Origin of the sequence: Undibacterium sp. TC9W, from assembly GCF_049339865.1 — a bacterium.
Taxonomy (GTDB): Bacteria; Pseudomonadota; Gammaproteobacteria; order Burkholderiales; family Burkholderiaceae_D; genus Undibacterium.
Genome location: NZ_JBMPPJ010000025.1, coordinates 1 through 15,787 on the forward strand (window position 1 = coordinate 1; position 15,787 = coordinate 15,787).

At 48.7% G+C, this 15,787-nt stretch carries 15 protein-coding genes and 1 pseudogene; 4 read left to right on the forward strand and 12 right to left on the reverse strand.

Translation table 11 applies throughout. The features are described 5' to 3' along the window. From ACO0LN_RS25180 to ACO0LN_RS25200, 5 genes are all read right to left on the reverse strand, one after another. Positions 1–2,929 (reverse strand): DUF4347 domain-containing protein (locus ACO0LN_RS25180; protein ID WP_422978637.1); only part of this gene is annotated, 2,929 nt, incomplete at its 3' end. Between the two features lie 2 nt (positions 2,930–2,931). Continuing rightward, positions 2,932–3,780, reverse strand: coding sequence for a sulfotransferase (locus ACO0LN_RS25185; protein WP_422978639.1), 849 nt, complete (start codon positions 3,778–3,780; stop codon positions 2,932–2,934). Between the two features lie 629 nt (positions 3,781–4,409). Beyond that, positions 4,410–5,456 (reverse strand): D-alanyl-D-alanine endopeptidase, encoded by a 1,047-nt coding sequence (gene pbpG, locus ACO0LN_RS25190; protein ID WP_422978641.1) that lies wholly within the window; start codon positions 5,454–5,456, stop codon positions 4,410–4,412. 182 nt (positions 5,457–5,638) lie between these two features. After that, on the reverse strand, positions 5,639–6,331 hold the full coding sequence (locus ACO0LN_RS25195) for a nitroreductase (protein WP_422978643.1): 693 nt from the start codon (positions 6,329–6,331) through the stop codon (positions 5,639–5,641). Continuing rightward, positions 6,328–6,768, reverse strand: coding sequence for an acyl-CoA thioesterase (locus ACO0LN_RS25200; protein ID WP_422978645.1), 441 nt, complete (start codon positions 6,766–6,768; stop codon positions 6,328–6,330). Before ACO0LN_RS25200 ends, ACO0LN_RS25195 begins: the two co-directional genes overlap by 4 nt. Before the next feature lie 362 nt (positions 6,769–7,130). Between ACO0LN_RS25200 and ACO0LN_RS25205 the strand changes: the two genes are divergently transcribed. Next, complete coding sequence (locus ACO0LN_RS25205) at positions 7,131–7,688, forward strand: phasin family protein (protein ID WP_422978647.1); 558 nt, start codon at positions 7,131–7,133, stop codon at positions 7,686–7,688. A gap of 188 nt (positions 7,689–7,876) precedes the next feature. Here the strand turns inward: ACO0LN_RS25205 and ACO0LN_RS25210 are convergent. The 7 genes and pseudogenes from ACO0LN_RS25210 to ACO0LN_RS25240 all read right to left on the reverse strand — a co-directional run. Continuing rightward, a pseudogene (locus tag ACO0LN_RS25210) lies at positions 7,877–8,359 on the reverse strand (MFS transporter); the annotation flags it as partial. Between the two features lie 312 nt (positions 8,360–8,671). Next, positions 8,672–9,394 (reverse strand): ABC transporter ATP-binding protein, encoded by a 723-nt coding sequence (locus ACO0LN_RS25215; protein ID WP_162058230.1) that lies wholly within the window; start codon positions 9,392–9,394, stop codon positions 8,672–8,674. After that, positions 9,394–10,164 carry an ABC transporter ATP-binding protein gene (locus tag ACO0LN_RS25220; protein ID WP_162040519.1) on the reverse strand — a complete coding sequence of 257 codons (771 nt, stop codon included), beginning with the start codon at positions 10,162–10,164 and terminating at the stop codon, positions 9,394–9,396. The genes ACO0LN_RS25215 and ACO0LN_RS25220 overlap by 1 nt, the downstream gene beginning before the upstream one ends. Positions 10,165–10,175: 11 nt before the next feature. Then, positions 10,176–11,366, reverse strand: a complete 1,191-nt coding sequence (locus ACO0LN_RS25225; RefSeq protein ID WP_422978649.1) for an ABC transporter permease subunit — start codon at positions 11,364–11,366, stop codon at positions 10,176–10,178. A gap of 11 nt (positions 11,367–11,377) precedes the next feature. After that, entirely contained in the window at positions 11,378–12,307 is a 930-nt protein-coding gene (locus tag ACO0LN_RS25230) for a branched-chain amino acid ABC transporter permease (protein WP_422978651.1), read from the reverse strand. Positions 12,308–12,839: 532 nt separating this feature from the next. After that, on the reverse strand, positions 12,840–13,778 hold the full coding sequence (ispH, locus tag ACO0LN_RS25235; RefSeq protein ID WP_422978653.1) for a 4-hydroxy-3-methylbut-2-enyl diphosphate reductase: 939 nt from the start codon (positions 13,776–13,778) through the stop codon (positions 12,840–12,842). 9 nt (positions 13,779–13,787) lie between these two features. Then, complete coding sequence (locus tag ACO0LN_RS25240) at positions 13,788–14,243, reverse strand: FKBP-type peptidyl-prolyl cis-trans isomerase (RefSeq protein WP_422978655.1); 456 nt, start codon at positions 14,241–14,243, stop codon at positions 13,788–13,790. A 96-nt stretch (positions 14,244–14,339) separates the two neighbouring features. On the opposite strand from ACO0LN_RS25240, the gene radC reads away from it, so the two are divergent. From radC to rpmG, 3 genes are all read left to right on the forward strand, one after another. After that, positions 14,340–15,014, forward strand: coding sequence for a RadC family protein (gene radC / locus ACO0LN_RS25245; protein WP_422978657.1), 675 nt, complete (start codon positions 14,340–14,342; stop codon positions 15,012–15,014). A 237-nt stretch (positions 15,015–15,251) separates the two neighbouring features. Continuing rightward, complete coding sequence (rpmB, locus tag ACO0LN_RS25250; protein WP_110257749.1) at positions 15,252–15,488, forward strand: 50S ribosomal protein L28; 237 nt, start codon at positions 15,252–15,254, stop codon at positions 15,486–15,488. Between the two features lie 25 nt (positions 15,489–15,513). Further along, complete coding sequence (gene rpmG / locus ACO0LN_RS25255; protein ID WP_110257750.1) at positions 15,514–15,681, forward strand: 50S ribosomal protein L33; 168 nt, start codon at positions 15,514–15,516, stop codon at positions 15,679–15,681. Positions 15,682–15,787 lie beyond the last annotated feature (106 nt).

The window sequence follows — 15,787 nt, forward strand, 5'->3', positions numbered from 1 at the left end:
AACTGCTGGCGGAAGACGTGCCGTTTTTATTGAGAAGGCCATCCACGGCCGCGATATCCGCGCCAGCCAAAGTAAACGTAAAGCTGGTATCGGATGTTACTTCGACGTTGCCTGTAGTGGTCAGCGTACGGGTGGCGCCGCCTTCACCAGTGATGGTCAGCGTCGAGATGCTCACATCGTTTGTTGCACCGATGGTCTTGACGAGGTTGGTCCCGGTGATGACGAAGGTGTGCGTTGTACCATCGTAAGTCGCGGACGTAATCGTTGGCGCTGTGACGTTCGCGACAGTGACAGGGTTTGTTGTGTCGGCCAATGGTCCCTGCGAAGCATCCCAGCCAGCTGCAGCGGCCAGATTGAAGGTGGTGGTATCAACAGCCGTTGTGCCATTATTGTTCAAGACACCGTTGATGGCCAGCTTATCAGCCGCGTTCAATGTTATTGAGAAAGCTGTCGCACTGCTGGTCGTTACATTCGCTGTCGTCAGTGTGTAAGAACCGCCCTGCCCTGTCAGCGACAGTTTGGAAACATCAATGGTGTCGCCGCTCGCCATATTAGTGCCGATAACGGACAGAATGCCAGTGCTGGCATCGTAGGTGGCGCTGGTGATGGTCGATGGCAAACCGGCAGAAGTAAAGGCCCAGGTAGAATTGGAAGTGATGCCGGTAAATGACTTGCTGCTACTGTCCAGGAACGAACCACTGTCTATCAATACATAGTAGCCAGTCTTGCCAAGGAAATTGGCGGCTGGATTAATCGTAACCTTGCTATTGGCACCGCCCGTACCACTGCTGAATGTGACCTTGCTGGTATCGGTGGCAGCGATGGTTTCCAGCACCGCATTGTCTGACTGGCGGTAAATGACGATATTTTTGGCGGCAACTGCTGTAACTGCCGTACCAAAATCGATCACCAGGTCATAGTTGATGGGTACATCAATAACGCCATTCGCAGGGGAAACGACTCCACCAAAATTGAAGCTGCCATTATCGGAAGATTCATAGGCGCCAATATCAATTGTGCCACCACGGTTAAATCCACGCGCATCAGTCGTCGGCGCACCGGTTGTGGTACCTGCACCTACGGCACTACTGCCGCCAGCAATCGAAATGGTTTTTACCGGCCCGCCATTGTAGGCCAACGTACCCATGCTCGGGACGGTGGAAATAGTACCGGTCAGGTTACTGATGGTATTGCCGCCACTATTGGACGCGGTGTAAGTGCCCGCCGTGGTTCCAAAAATATTATTGGCACCATTGACAGTCAGATTGCGCCCCAGGACAAGATCAGCGCCATTATTGCCAGCTGCGCCGGTACTTGTATTGTTCGCAATCAGATTGTTCGACAGCGTAATCACACCAGGCGAGCCATCTACATGCAAACCCCCACCATCCGCAGATACCAGGTCTACATTGTTCGTTGATTTGCCAATGAAATGATTGCCAACAATGGTGTTATTGATGATGCTGCCAGTGCTGCCAGAGAAGGAAGAAATCTGCAAACCACCACCTTTGCCTGCCACCACATTGCTGGCGCCACTGGTGTTATTGGAAAAGGTGTTATTGGTGACCGTGAAGCTACCCGCGCCGATGATGCCGAGTGCTGCGCCACCACCGCCTGTAGCAGCAGTATTGCCTTCAAAAGTGTTATTAAGCAATGTGACCGAATGAGCAGACAGATTAATGCCGCCGCCAGCGCCAGTAGTAGTATTGGATTGAAAACTCGAATTGCTAACGGTAATACTACTATTATAATTACCATAAGAAGAAAGACCACCACCGTAACCAGAAGAACTGGAATTTTTAATAACTACGTGATCGATGACTACGGCACCAGTACTGGACACGATGATGGCACCGCCGCCACGGGAGAGAGCGTCACCTGTTGCTGTGGTATTGCTCGCATTGGTCAGCGTCATACCTGAAATATTCAATGCTGAAGTATTGGCTGCAGCATAATTATCCGCCCGAAAAATTTGCGAGCTATTGTTACCGCTGATGGTCAACAAATTGCTGCCAGGGCCAATAATACTAAATGCATCTGTATCACTGGTGCCACCAACTTCGAGCGCTCCGCTGGTAAGGGTAATGGTGCCAGCACCACTGGCGAACAGGGCTGGATCAAATACGATGGTATCGGCAGCATTGTTACCAGTCGCGTTTAAAACCGCATCACGCAATGAACCTGCGCCACTGTCATTCAAGTTCGTGACCGTGACAGTTGCTAGATCATATTGATATTGCTGGGCTGCGATCACTGTGGTTTCCACTGTGCCGCTATGGTATTCCAATGCCCAGTCACCATGTACACCAGTGTCATTCGTGGAAGCCGCAACATCCGTACCCGTCACTTTGGCCAATTGATTCACAAAATTGGCACCCACTTCACCTTTGGCGACATCGCAGCCATACAGCAAAATATCGGCCCCTGCTGCCATGGCTTTTTGTATGGTCGCCAGACTGGACTGATAATCTGCAAGGTTATACGAAGACAGCATGGTATTGCCAAGCACCAGGTAGCCCTCACCACCATGTGACACGATATGGACAGCAGTGATATCGGCCTTGCCTTGCAAGGCATCGGCCATTTGCTGTACACCGTTTTTTAACGGATCGAGCGTGATGACTTCCGTACCGGGTTTAAGATCGCCAATCAGGCCTTGCCAGTTCTGCAGCGTGGTATCAACAAACACCACTTCATGGGGCGTTGTGGCAGCGACAGGCGCAGGGGCTGCAATGGATGGTAGGTTAATGGATGGTGCAGCTGCGGTTTGCGTAATGGCGGGAACGACTGGCGCAACAACCGCAGTGGAGACAAACGGCAAACCATCTGCCTGGCTCGGGTGTAGAGGGTCAAATGCAAAACTTGACGAAGAACTGAAAGATGAATTGGCTTCAGAACTGGCTGGATTCAGGGGATTAGTCGGTGTCATCTTTATTTTTCAGTAGAATTTGGAACAAATTTGGCGGTGATTACATTGGCACGGCTACCGGTCGTGTCTTTCCAGAACGATAGCTGGCTGTATTGCTGAAACAAATCGGGGGGCAGTATGGTGTCGCGGGCCTGGAAGCTGACTGCTGGCCTGACCTTGTGCAGGCCACGCATGCCTAAAGGCGCATCAAATTCTGGCGCGTCATACTGGATATTCTGAAAGTCATGCTCGAATGGTTCGGCACCGATAAAGTCATAAATCAGCGGCAGCACTTTTTGTGGTGCCTGTGCCAGCAAGTCATAGTCGATGAGCAGCATGGATGCTGCATGTTCGCTATAAAAAGCGCTCTTCAGGGCAGCCCAGGGGTAACCCACCATGCGGTTGCGCTGTGCCAGAGTTTCTACCCTGCTGTAGACCGTTGCCCGTTCATTGTCGTCATTGAACAGGCGTGTGATTTCGTAAGGGTCAGCCGCGTATTTGCGTTCTATGCTATCCATCACCCAGGCGACATTGCGCACACAGGCAATCACTTTGGAACCGGGAAACTGGTCCATCAACATGGGTAAATGTGCGGTCCACATGCGGTTGGTATCAAACACCACGCTTTTATCAGTGTGCTCGGCATAGTATGAATCAAACAGGCCACGCACCAGGCGCTTACGTTCTGCCTTGGTAATGACCGGACCAAACTCAGTCCCTGCGCCAAACTGATGCAACATGCTGGTATATAAAGTACCGACAGGGCTGGTCATCCCGGCATGAAAGCGTGGGTTTTGCAGTAACAAAGCAGCCAATAAGGTAGAGCCAGAACGTGGCAGGCCTGAGATAAAGTGATAAGTCGGTGTCGTCATTATTTGAGGCAGATAAAACTACTACTGTGTGAATAAAGTTCTCTCAAAAACTGAGCAAACGATTGCTTTACTGAAATAATATCGAAGCATTGAAGAAGGAAAATCCAACTACGGTTTTCGATCCTCGCCATATCTAGCTTTGAGAAACATTCTCTTGATTAAAAGATAGACAAAATGCAAGACAATACCCCAAAAGGCTTTAAATATTTATATTCATAAAAAACAGAATGTGAAATATAGTTAAAGCCAGTCCATAATTGCTTCGGCAAGACAAATTCGCTACATTTTTCCAACAAACTTACCCGTGCAAGTCGGCACATCTTAGAGTATTTCTTAAAGGGAAGTGACGGCAAGGTTTCACCACATTTTTGGGGGAATGCAGCTACTTACACGGGATCAAGTCGTACCTGAAGCGATGGACTCAAATCCACTGGATGGCAAATACCGAAAATTCATCAAATAAATTACTTATTGTAATCAAGCATCGTAAGAGCCTCGTAAGCCTGCTGATTTCAGCTTTTGCCCAGACTTAAATGTTTGTTGCCAAAAAAATACCCGCCTGTTAAGGCGGGTATAGCAAGAATTTGTTCTTGTGTGTTACATTTTTCACAGCATGCGTTGAATATTGCTCAGACATGCGGCTTGATTGTCTCCAGCCATTTCTTCATGCGGTCTGCGTCTGCCAGGCGTGAATATTTGCCCTTGGAATCGAGAAACACCATGACGATGTTGCGGCCTTCAATAATCGCTTGCATGACCAGGCAACGGCCAGCTTCCGCGATATAACCGGTTTTTTGCAGGCCGATTTCCCATGCAGGGTTAATCACCAATTTGTTAGATGTGCCGTATTCCAGGTTTTTTCCACCAGGAGCGACGACATATTTTGAATCAGTAGAATACTGGCGGATGACTGGGTGTTGATAGGCCGCATTCACCAGCTTGACCAAATCACGCGCACTGGCGCGGTTCTGGCTGGAGAGTCCACTGGAATCCACATAATGTGTATCTGACATACCCAGTTGTTTGGCTTTGGTATTCATGGCCGTAACAAATGCAGGCAAGCCACCTGGATAATTACGTCCGAGCGCGGAGGCCGCACGATTTTCTGAACTCATCAAGGCAATATGCAACATGTCAGAACGCGACAACCTGGCACCGATCTTCAAACGGGAGCTGGTGTTTTTTTCCTTGTCGATATCGTCATTCGTCACTTCTATCTGCTCATCCATGTCCTGATGAGCTTCTACCACTACCAGGCTGGTCATGAGTTTAGTAATCGAGGCGATAGGCAGGGAAACCTCAGAATTTTTTTCGAACAAGACCTTGGAGCTATCCTGATCAACCACGTAAGCCACGTTTGATTTCAGATCCAAAGGGTCCTGGGTATTTTTCAAGCCCGCAGTATCACCCATGCTTGGCCTGTCCGGTACTTCACGCACCAGGGCCACGCGCTCTGTAATGACTTTTCGTTTGCCATGCACCATGACGGTATGCTTGACCAGTTTGCCTGACGCAGTATGAATAATAATTTTCTTATGCGCAGCCACATGCGTCTTGCCATGAGCAGCATGTTTCTTGGACGAATTCTTGTGTGAGTTTGTGGCAGCCAGCGCACTAGCCGCTGGCAAGAGTGCGATTAATGAAAAAACCACTGCACATCGGGCAAATTTCACCATCAATGACTCCAGATCAGATATGCCAAAAAGATAGTGCAGTGTAGCAAAATTCGGAAATTCCGCAAGGAAAATAAGGAGTTAGCTACGATTATTCATTCGCATCCTTAGACTAAGTTGCAAAAATATTCTGGCTTTTAAACAAAATTCACAATTCATTTTCCAGAAATAATCAATTGTCTTCTTTATTCGATAAACCGGACAAAATCAGCAAGGCTCGCTCTTTCGGTCACCAGAGTGTTTTCAATTTTGCTGTGATCGGCATAACCCAGTGACATGCCACATACCAGCATTTCATCTGCCGGTAGCTGCAGCTGCTCTGCAATTACCTTGTGATATTGAGTGAAGGCTGCCTGTGGGCAGGTATCAAGACCGCGACCGCGCGCAGCAATCATGATATTTTGCAGGAACATGCCATAGTCCAGCCACGAACCCTGCTCCATGACCCTGTCTATCGTGAATATCAGGCCAACTGGTGCATCAAAAAAAGCATAGTTGCGACCATGCTGTGCATGCATGCCCATCTTGTTTTCACGTCCCAGGCCCAGCAAGGCATATAAATCCCAGCCTACCTTGCGGCGGCGCTCCAGATAGGGAGTAATCCATTTCACCGGATAGTAATTGTATTCCTGCTCATGCCCGCCCTGTCCTTCGCTATTATGGGCAGCCAGAATGGCATTCGACAATGCATGCAGACGGGAACCGGTCAGCACATAGACTTTCCATGGCTGAGTATTGCTGCCAGATGGTGCGCGCGCTGCAACCTCAAGTATGGCCTGTATATCTTCACGCGCCACGGCTGCTGGCAAAAATGCACGTATCGAGCGACGTGACGTGATGGCTTCATCGACGATCTGTTGATTTGCTGAAGTAATCATGAGCCTGTTACCTCTATGGTTTGCAAGAGCTGGCGCATGTTGTCCGGGATGGCTGTAGGGCGGCGGTTTTCCCTATCTACATAAACGTGCACGAAATGCCCCTGGGCGGCAGCCTGGTCTTCACCATTCTTGAAAATGCCTACTTCATAGCGCACGCTGGAATTACCTAACTTGCTGACGCTGACGCCCGCTTCTATGACATCAGGAAAAGCAACCGAGGCCAGGTAATTGCAATGGGTTTCTATGACCAGGCCTATGACGGGGCTGCTTTCTATGTCCAGCACTGCATTGCGTATCAGGAACTCGTTGACGACCGTATCAAACCAACTGTAATACACGACATTATTAACATGCCCATAAGCATCGTTATCCATCCAACGGGTGGTGATTGAGTGAAAATGCTTAAAGTCTTTTCTTATTTTTGCAGTGATTGCCATTACCTCTCCCAGCTATATGTTTGCCACAAAATGAATTGCCTGAACGCAAATCTCCGTGTGAAAGTCTAACATAGGCATGCCACTTCATTTTCTGGTCATAATTGCCATACATAATTGCCACAGGAAAAGTGTCTTTGCTTGTTTTTCATTTTCCTGACCGGGTATCTGTATCTAATGTTTTTATATACATAATTATTATATTGCGACGCACAAATTTACCTTGACTTCATTTTGCGAATCAATAAAATATGATTTATTGCATCGCACAATTTTATGGTTTGATAATTAAGTTCAGCGCTGCAACATTCCACTTAGCAATCGCCAGGTTTCTTGTATTCCACTTTCCTACTTAGGAGATGTCCATGTTTACTGCACCCGAACAAATTTCTGCAGCAACTAAAGCCAATTTCGATGCACAACTTGCTCTGTTCACTACATTGACAGGCAAAGCATTTGAAGGCGTAGAAAAATTCATCGAACTGAATTTGAACGCCGCCAAATCCTCTCTGGAAGAAAGCTCTGCTGCAACCAAGCAATTGCTGGCTGCCAAAGACCCACAAGAATTTTTCAATCTGTCCGCAGCTCAAGCGCAGCCCACAGCTGAAAAAGTGCTGGCTTATAGCCGTCACCTGGCAAACATCGCGACCAGCACACAGGCAGAATTTACACATGCTGCTGAAGCGCAGATCGCGGAGACCAATCGCAAAGTTTTGACCCTGATTGATGAAGTGTCTAAAAATGCTCCTGCTGGTTCCGAGCAATTTGTGTCCTTGTTCAAGACATCGATAGACAATGCGAACGCCAGCTACGATCACATCAGCAAAACAACCAAACAAGCAGTTGAAGCTCTCGAAGCGAACTTGAACAATGCAGTTTCTACTGCAACAAAAGCGGCAACCCCAAAGGCCGCGAAGAAGTAAGCATCAGCATTGTTACAGCAGGACTCCCCTCCTGCTGTAACAGGCTAACAAGCTAACAAGCAGGCAACAAGCAAAATGCCCTGGAAACATGCCAGGGCATTTTGCTTATGTACACATGCTTAGCTTACGCAAACATAGCCATGACTTTCATTGCCGTTTACCAGACTCCCCATCCCAGTGGAACGCAGGCCAGAGCCCATGATAGCCAGACCGCTAGCCATGCCGCGCCTGTCAGGGAACCATTTGATCAGTGTCGAAACGGGTGAAATATAGCCTATCCCCAGGCCCGTACCGCCAATCCCGCCGTAACCGAGGATAACTACTGGCAAAGAGCCAAGTACCACACCCAGTGCTGAAACCAGAAAGCCCGCAAAAAAACACAATGCTGACGCCAGCATGGCCTTGCGCGGCCCCACGTGTCCTACCCATTTGCCAAAGATCGCCGACAGCCCAAGAAAAATAATGGTCACAGAAAAAATCCAGCCCACACTGGTCAGGCTTGATCCCAGCACCTTGACCAGTGAGCCATTGAAGACAGAAAAACCATATGCCTGACCAAGCGGGAAATGGATCAACAAAGCATTAGCGGCCATCTGCCAACGACTATAACCCGGTGTGGTGGTGGCAGCATCCTTGCTCAATGCAGCCTGCATTTTATTGACAAACCCCATGTATATTCCTTTATTGTTTTAAATAAACTATTTACCAAAAACGGAATATATCTTGACCCACATCATGGTCAAGTCTGGACACAAGTGCTTGCAAAAAACCCCGGGCAATTACATTGTGATAAGCGACTCCATCGCCTGATGCGTTTTTTGCGGATAGCAAAAGATGTCTGTCATGGCCAGGTGAAAAATAAAAAGTGATAATAAGAGAAAAAAACAAACAAAAAAATACCTGCAATTACTTGCAGGTATTTGAAAGGTCCCTGCACAGCACATGCTGCGCAAGAGACTTACCTTACTTCGTAAAACGTATCATCACTCACCAAGATAAGCGGCCTGGACTTTAGGGTCATTCAGCATGTCCTTGGCATTGCCACTCATCGTGATGGAACCGGAATCCATCACATAGCCACGGTGTGCCGCCTGCAAGGCAAGCTTGGCGTTCTGCTCTACCAGCAGGATGGTAATTCCCTGGGCAGACACATTACGCACCACTTCAAAAATCTTTTCCACCATGATCGGTGACAGACCCATGGACGGCTCATCCAGCAACAACAGATTAGGATGACTCATCAGGGCGCGTGCCATCGCCAGCATTTGCTGTTCGCCACCGGACAAGGTACCGGCCAGTTGTGCAGCACGCTCTTTCAGGCGAGGAAAGACGGCAAACCATTTCTCGATATCGGCTTCGATACCCGCTTTATCATTGCGGATAAAGGCGCCCATCATCAGGTTTTCCAGAATGGTCATGCGTGTGAAAACCCCGCGGCCTTCTGGCACCATGGCCAGGTGGTTTTTCACCATCTCGAAAGAATTGACGTTACGGATGGAATTGCCCAGATAGACAATCTCGCCTTCAACCTTACAGGCAGGCAAGGTGCCCGTGATGGCTTTCAGGGTCGTGGTCTTGCCTGCACCATTGGCACCGATCAAGGTAATCAATTCACCCTTGTTGACTTCCAGGTCTATTCCTTTAACGGCCTTGATGCCGCCGTAAGCAACTTTCAGATTGCTTATCTTTAATACGTTCTCAGCCATTAGTGACCACCTCCCAAATACGCTTCGATAACTGCCGGATTTTTCTGTATGTCTGCTGGCAAACCCTCTGCGATTGGCTTACCGTAATCCAGAACAGTCATCCTGTCACATAGCCCCATCATCAATTTCACGTCATGCTCAATCAGCAAAATCGTCTTGCCTTCTGCCTTGATCTTGACCAGCAACTCGCGCAAGGCAAGTTTTTCAGTCGCATTCATACCAGCTGCGGGTTCATCGAGTGCCAGCAGTTTTGGATCTGTTGCCAGTGCACGGGCAATTTCCAGGCGGCGTTGATCACCATAAGACAGGAACTTGGATGTACGGCTGGCGAACTGACCTATGCCAACGAAATCCAGCAATTCCTGCGCACGCTGGCGAATTTCAGCCTCTTCTTTTTTTGCCGCACCGTGTCTGAACACAGCGCCAAATACACCTTGATGAGTACGGATATGGCGGCCCACCATGACATTTTCCAGTGCCGTCATTTCACCAAACAGACGGATATTCTGGAAAGTCCTGGCAATACCTGCCCTGGCCACTTCATGCGGTGCCGATGGCGAATAAGGCTTGCCTTCCAGTTCAAAGGTCCCTGTGTCAGGTTGATACAAGCCTGTGATGACATTAAAAAAAGTGGTCTTGCCAGCACCGTTAGGGCCGATCAGGCCATAAATCTGGCCTTTCTTGATATTGATGCCAACATTTGAAAGCGCCTGCAAACCGCCAAAACGTTTATTGGCACCTTCAATTTTTAAGATAGTTTGTTCAGTCATCTCGATCTTCCTTATGCTGCCGCTTCGTTAGTCTTAGCCATACGGTCTTCGTGCTTGGGCGCTGGCCACAAACCGGCTGGACGATAAAGCATGACACCAACCAGTGTCGCACCATAAATCCCCTGACGCAAAATTTCATCTTCCAGCCACACTTCGCCAAACAATTGCATTTGCAAAGGATTAACGACGTGGCGCAATATTTCTGGCAAGGAGATCAGTGCCACAGCCCCCATGATCACACCCGGAATATGCCCGATACCGCCGACCACAACTGCAGCCAGAACAATGATGGATTCCATCAGCGAGAAGGATTCTGGAGAAACAAAGCCCTGAAAGCTGGCAAACATCGCGCCAGACACGCCACCAAAAGAGGCTCCCATGGAAAAAGCCAGCAGCTTGATATTGCGGGTATTGATACCCATGGCCTTGGCAGCAATTTCATCTTCACGGATGGCAACCCAGGAGCGGCCAAGACGGGAATCTTGCAAACGGAAGGAAACCAGAATGATACAGATACACAGGAACAGGAACAGGAAATAATAGGCATTCACCGAGGGCATGCTCATGCCCAGGAAGTGCACCGTCGCATTGCTGCCGGGCTCACCTGCCAGTGACACACCAAACACACTGACGGGGTCTATCTTGTTAATACCTTTTGGGCCGTTGGTAAAATTAATCGGTGCATTCATGTTATTCATGAAAATACGGATAATTTCACCAAAACCCAGGGTCACGATCGCCAAGTAATCACCACGCAATTTCAGCGTTGGCGCACCCAGTATCGCACCAAACAGGCCCGCTACCGCTGCCGCCATCGGCACAATAAGCCAGACTGACAGATGAATGCCATTCTGAGTGATTTCCTGCCCCAGCACATTGACCAGGAAGGCGCCGAAACCAGGATAGCTATCGACGATGGATTCCAGAGCAATGGCAAATTGTGGAGAAGCAAATATACCTGCCAGATAGGCACCTACCGCATAAAACGCGATATAGCCCAGGTCAAGCAAACCGGCAAAACCAACCACGATGTTGAGACCCAGGGCCAACATGACATACAAGAGTACCAGGTCAATAATCCTGACCCAGGAATTACCAAAATTGGCAGCAACAAAAGGGAATGCCACCAGGATAACCGCCAGTACAGCGAAACTGGTAAATGCCTTTTGCGGGTTGGCTTTTACATCAAATAATGTAGACATAGATTTTCTCCTTACGCACGATCAGCAACACGTTCACCCATGATGCCGGATGGACGCAAGGTCAATACGATAATCAATACCACGAAGGCGAAGATGTCCTGATAGTGACTTCCCAGAATACCGCCAGTCAGGTCGCCAATATAACCGGCACCCAGGCTTTCAATCAGGCCCAGTACGATACCGCCTACCATCGCACCGTAGATATTACCGATACCACCCAGCACCGCAGCAGAGAACGCTTTCAGACCCGGTACAAAACCCATGGCAAACTGGGCAGACGAATAATTGGCCGCCCACATCACGCCAGCAACAGCTGCCAGTGCAGCGCCTATCGCAAAGGTTGCGACAATCACTTTGTTGGAATCGACGCCCATCAAACCGGCAACGCGCGGATTTTCAGCAGTTGCACGCATGGCCCGGCCCATCTTGGTTTTTTCCACCAGCAAAACCAGGGCAACCATGGAGAGAGTCGCCAACACCAGCAACAGTATCTGCGTTTGCGAAATCACTGCACCGCCAATTTGCACAGGTTCCAATGGCATCACGGAAGGGAAAGGAATAGGGCTGCGTCCCCAGTATTTCATTGCAAAAGTCTGCACCAGAATGGAGACACCAATCGCGGTAATCAGCGGAGCCAGGCGCGGTGCATTTCGCAAGCGCCGGTAAGCCACGCGTTCGATAAGTACATTGACAGCAATACTGACAGGGATGGCACCGAGAATGGCGATAATCATTTTGATTATTCCTGGCAGCTCAGGAGCTACGACCGATAAAAACTTGATGATACTCAGGCCAGCCATCGCACCGACCATCAGTACGTCGCCATGCGCGAAGTTAATCAGATTGAGCACACCATAGACCATGGTGTAACCGAGTGCGACCAGGGCATACATGCTGCCCAGCACAAGACCGTTAATAATTTGTTGGATAAAGGTATCCATATTTTGCTTCTCACTTTAAAAACGAAACGAATTTCTGAAAAAACCAGGAGATGAACTGCTTGCCATCTTGCCACCCGAAAAAATCGGGTAACAACATACAGGTTTCAGCAAAAATCATTCCTGATAAGGAAAGCGGCACCCAGACTGGGTGCCGCCGGAATTCGAACGCGCGTTAGCCAAACAGGCGCGTCATCAAAGTAGAAGCAATAATGGCGTAATCGATGCACATAGTAGAACTCTCCTCAGCAACTTTTGGTAAAAGTTTTTGTAATATATTTTGACTTAAAGGTTATCCCAGTAAAGTCGGCGGGATTATACATAGTTTGCCTGCTCTTCCAGTGGTAAAAAAACCACCGCAAGCTACGTACTTTCCACAAGTGCCGAATACCAGCATACACGTTTTGCCAAGTCCGGCAAATACCGAACTTGATTGTGCCGCCATCTTAAACACGTATTTGCAAAATAAAATATCGAAAACAACAGCCAAAACAAATTTTTTATCAAATTCACTTACTTAAGAGAGTTACAAGCATCAAACTTTTGCTGCAGCCAGGCCTTTGGGCATGGGGAAAGTCACAGCCTCTTCAACACCATCGAGCGCACGTACACTACGTGCACCCAGTTGGCGCAAACTGGCAATCACCTCTTGCACCAGCACTTCCGGTGCAGAAGCACCGGCTGTCACGCCTATGCGCAAACTGTTTTCCAGCCATTCAGGCTTGATCTGACTGGCATTATCGACCATATAGGCGGTCACACCTTTTTTCTCGGCGACTTCACGCAAACGGTTGGAGTTGGAGCTGTTCGGGCTACCAACCACCAATACCAGATCAACTTGCGGCGCCATGAACTTCACCGCTTCCTGGCGGTTGGTCGTGGCATAGCAAATATCTCCCTTTTTTGGTTCGCTGATCAAGGGAAAGCGCTTTTTCAGAGCATCTATAATTTCTGCGGTGTCGTCAACAGACAATGTGGTTTGCGACACAAAAGCCAGCATATCTGCATTTTTTACTTGCAGGCTGGCGACATCGGCCACAGTTTCCACCAGATACATGCCCTCATTAGCCTGCCCCATCGTACCCTCTACTTCAGGGTGACCATGGTGGCCTATCATGATGATTTCGCGGCCCTCCTTGCGCATCTTGGCTACTTCTATATGCACCTTGGTCACCAGTGGACAGGTCGCATCAAAAATCGTCAGGCCACGGGCCTCGGCATCCTGGCGTACGCTTTGTGAAACACCGTGGGCAGAAAATATCAGGGTATTGCCAGGAGGGACATCCTCCAGCTCCTCAATAAAAATCGCGCCCTTGTTTTTCAAGTCATTCACGACATAGGCGTTGTGCACGATTTCATGTCTGACATAAATCGGCGCACCGAATTGTTGCAAGGCGCGCTCGACGATTTCGATGGCGCGATCAACACCAGCGCAAAATCCGCGTGGCTGGGCTAATAAGATTTCTTTGTCCATAAGCTTTGATTAAAGAATCCCGATAATTTTTGTTTCAAACAACACGGTTTGTCCGGCCAGAGGATGATTAAAGTCAAACAATGCGCCCTGGTCATCAATTGCGCGCAAGATGCCGGCAAACTTGCCACCCGCAGGCGCGGCAAACTCAACCAGGTCACCAATCACATATTGCTCGCCAAAAGCAGAATTTTCTTTTAGTGTAGCCAGCGACACTCTTTGTATCAATTCCGGGTTGCGCGGCCCAAAGGCTTTTTCAGGTGCCAGCTCCTGGGTGGTATGAGAACCTTCTTCCAGTCCCAGCAAGGCTGCTTCCAGTTCTGGTGCCAGTTGCCCTGTGCCCAGTTGCAATGTAGCCGGGCGCTCTTTGAAGGTGCTGAGTATATCTTCACCAGCTAGCGTCGCAAGGCGATAATGCAGTGTCAGGTAAGCGTTGGGTGTCACAGTAGGGATTGCATTTGAAGACATGATATGAAGCTGGGCTTATAAGGCTGAGAATCCGATATTGTAAGCCAGCTTTTGCTTATACAGAGACAAGGACCAAATTCTATGGAGAAAAGCTAGATGGCAATCAATGAATGGCCGGAAGACCAGCGCCCGCGGGAGCGCCTGATCAAGCACGGAGCCAGTGCTTTGTCGGACGCTGAATTACTGGCTGTTTTTCTGCGGGTTGGCGTCAAGGGTAAAAGCGCCGTCGATCTGGGGCGCGACATGACCAAACACTTTGGCTCACTTTCCGGGCTGTTTGCAGCGAATATGAAGGATTTTTCGTCCATACATGGGCTGGGTGCGGCCAAGTATGCGCAGTTGCAGGCCGTGCTTGAACTGGCCAAACGGGCAATTTCTGAAGAACTGCAGGAAAACGCCAGCCTTTCCTCACCTCAGGCCGTCAAGAATTATTTGCAACTGATGATAGGAAATAAACCACATGAATCTTTTGCCATTCTTTTCCTGGATATCAAAAACCGCCTGATCAGGGCAGAAGAATTATTTCGCGGCACTTTGAGCCACGCCAGCGTTTATCCACGCGAGGTAGTCAAGGCAGCCCTGCAACACAATGCTGCGGCCATTATATTGGCTCACAACCACCCTTCTGGCTCATGCGAGCCCAGCCAGGCGGATATCAGCCTCACGCAAACCCTGAAGCAAGCGCTGGCACTGGTAGATGTGCGCGTACTGGACCATTTCATCGTCGCCAATCCAAATGTGTATTCTTTTGCAGAACATGGCCTGATTTGAGTATTACCCTTGTCAGGCCAGAGATTTTGCAGCATTGAAACAGTCAGTGTTGCAGATAAGGCTTGATATACATCCGCCGTTCACGCCAGTGTTTACCTGCTGCAAACCCAGGAAAATACGATTGTTAAATTAATTTTTTAAATAAGACACACTTGTTTTTCGCAAGTCGTTGATATTTCATGAGATTTTGTTTATACTTGCGTTTTTCCAATTTCGGAATCGTCTAAGGAGTTAAACATGGCACGTGTCTGCCAAGTGACTGGGAAGGGGCCAATGGTTGGCAACAATGTATCCCACGCTAACAACAAAACAAAACGCCGCTTTTTGCCTAATCTGCAAAATCGTCGCTTTTTCGTAGAATCAGAAAACCGTTGGGTTTCTCTGCGTTTGTCCAATGCTGGTCTGCGCGTCATTGACAAAATCGGCATCGATGCCGTTTTGACTGACATGCGTGCTCGCGGCGAAAAAGTTTAAGCTAAACTATTGTTAGGAAAATATCATGGCTAAATCTGGTCGCGACAAAATCAAGCTGGAATCGACTGCTGGTACAGGTCACTTCTACACAACCTCCAAAAACAAGCGCACTATGCCTGAAAAAATGGAGATCATGAAGTTCGATCCTAAAGCACGTAAGCACGTCATCTACAAAGAAACCAAAATCAAGTAATTCTGATTTCAGTTCTGTAGAAAAAAAACCCTGCACTGCAGGGTTTTTTTATGTCTGATTCCAATGGCTTGATGATGAATATGCATAAGTGGGCAGCAAGCAAGAC